We start from the raw sequence: 1663 nt of genomic DNA, 5'->3' as shown, positions 1-1663 counted from the left end.
CCCCAAACCGACTGTGTTTCTCGCTCGTTTCACTCGCTGCGATACTCGTCCCTCGCGCGCCGTGCGGTTGGTCGGTATCACCAAGCCCGTCCCGCCGAGTGGCGCGCGGGCCAGCAGGCCCGAGGCCATCTCGGCCGAGGGCCTGACTGGCTATCGTGCGAGGGATGAGCGGAACGACTGGTAAGGAGTGGAGCGAATCGGTTGGGGAGGGTGTGGTGCGGTGGCGGTTTGGGTGGGATGAAAGGGGCCGCCCGCTCGCGCAACGCGTGGTCGTCTCGCTGACCCCTCTTCCCGAGGTGAGCAACGCAAACCGAGGGAAGATGTCGGCGAGCGACCGCGAGCGGGCGGGGGCTTTCGAGGTCCTCATCGCAGTTATTGAAATCACATATGAATCAGAAACGTCTCGTCGTAGCGAACGGACGGGAGCTTTCTGGACTTTCCTCGGAGCTACTGCGACTCAAAGCTCGAATCATCACGCCGTCGGGTTCACTTCCACTGCGCTATCGGCCGTTTTATTGCCCGCGACCGCCGACCATCGACAACATGGCGAATCGGAAAGGCGACAGACGGGAGCGTGAACTCGTTAACAGGTTGGACGAGGTCGGATTTGCGGTCATGCGTGCTCCCGCGAGCGGGGGTGCGACCCAGCGCGAACTGCCGGACGTGCTGGCCGGGAACGGGAACGTCTTCTATGCCATCGAGGCGAAATCGAGTTCTGGCGACCCGATCTATCTCACGGGGGAGGAAGTCGAGGCGCTGGTCTACTTCTCGCAGAACTTCGGCGCGAAGCCGAAGATCGGCGTGCGCTTCGACCGCGAGGACTGGTACTTCTTCCACCCCGCCGACGTTCACCAGACGAAGGGTGGGAACTACCGGGTGAAAAAGGAGAAAGCGCTGGAGGACGGGGACTCGATGGACGACCTCCAAAGCGACGACGAGGACGAAGAATCGAAACACAGCGTCTCGGACATCCTACACGCGGTCGATCAAGGCGTTCTCTCGGTGGAAGAGGCGACGGAGATTTTGGAATAGCGGTCTTCGCAGTGGATTCGAAAATGCTGAAAAATCGATCCGACTACTCGGCGTCCGGGAAGTCGGTCAACTCGGACTGGTCGTCCGGTCGTCCCGGCCGCTTGAGCCGCGAGCGCGGGAACGAGTAGCGCCGAAGGTGACGCGACTCGACCTGTTCGGGTCGAAGCCCCGACGGAATCGGGTAGAGCACTTCGACCACCGGGTCGTCCGCCGGGTAACCCTCGTTCGTCGGATACTCGGCGACGGTGCAGTCGCGGCCCGGTACCTCGACCTGGTCGGCCCTGTAGTCGGTCATCCGAACGACGACCAGCAGGTCGCCGCTCGCGCGGTCCACGACGGGTTCGCCGGGTTCGAGCCGACAGTGATCACAGAAGTGCGGCCCGGCGGCGGCCGTCTTCTCGTCCACGAAGACGACCGAGTCACATCGGGTACACTCGACGGCCTCCTTTCCCGGCGGGGGCACGCGCCCCTCGTTGATTTCGATCGCGACCCGCCGGATGTGCTTGCACCGGACGCCCCGCATCATGTGGTCGGGGCAGGTACAGCGACCCCAGAGCAGGTCCACGAAGTACGTGTTGTCGCTCTGGCTTTCGACTTCGTACAGTCCGCCACCGAGCGGCGTGACGGACAT

At 63.4% G+C, this 1663-nt stretch carries 3 protein-coding genes; 2 read left to right on the top strand and 1 reads right to left on the bottom strand.

The genetic code is table 11. From position 1 onward, the window contains the following. Both WBV42_RS06735 and hjc read left to right on the top strand, forming a co-directional pair. Positions 1 to 184 (top strand): hypothetical protein (locus WBV42_RS06735; protein WP_423985346.1); only part of this gene is annotated, 184 nt, incomplete at its 5' end. 359 nt (positions 185 to 543) lie between these two features. Then, on the top strand, positions 544 to 1032 hold the full coding sequence (hjc, locus tag WBV42_RS06730) for a Holliday junction resolvase Hjc (protein ID WP_066140512.1): 489 nt from the start codon (positions 544 to 546) through the stop codon (positions 1030 to 1032). 43 nt (positions 1033 to 1075) lie between these two features. On the opposite strand, the gene WBV42_RS06725 is transcribed toward hjc, so the two are convergent. Continuing rightward, positions 1076 to 1663 (bottom strand): SWIM zinc finger family protein (locus WBV42_RS06725; RefSeq protein ID WP_423985345.1); only part of this gene is annotated, 588 nt, incomplete at its 5' end.

Source organism: Haladaptatus sp. (assembly GCF_049589095.1).
Lineage (GTDB): Archaea > Halobacteriota > Halobacteria > Halobacteriales > Haladaptataceae > Haladaptatus.
This window is presented reverse-complemented; position numbering and strand designations above follow the sequence as displayed.

What these genes read in the sequence shown, in the direction of transcription:
- hjc (WP_066140512.1), top strand. Translation starts at nt 544, where the DNA reads ATGGCGAATCGGAAAGGCGACAGACGGGAGCGTGAACTCGTTAACAGG.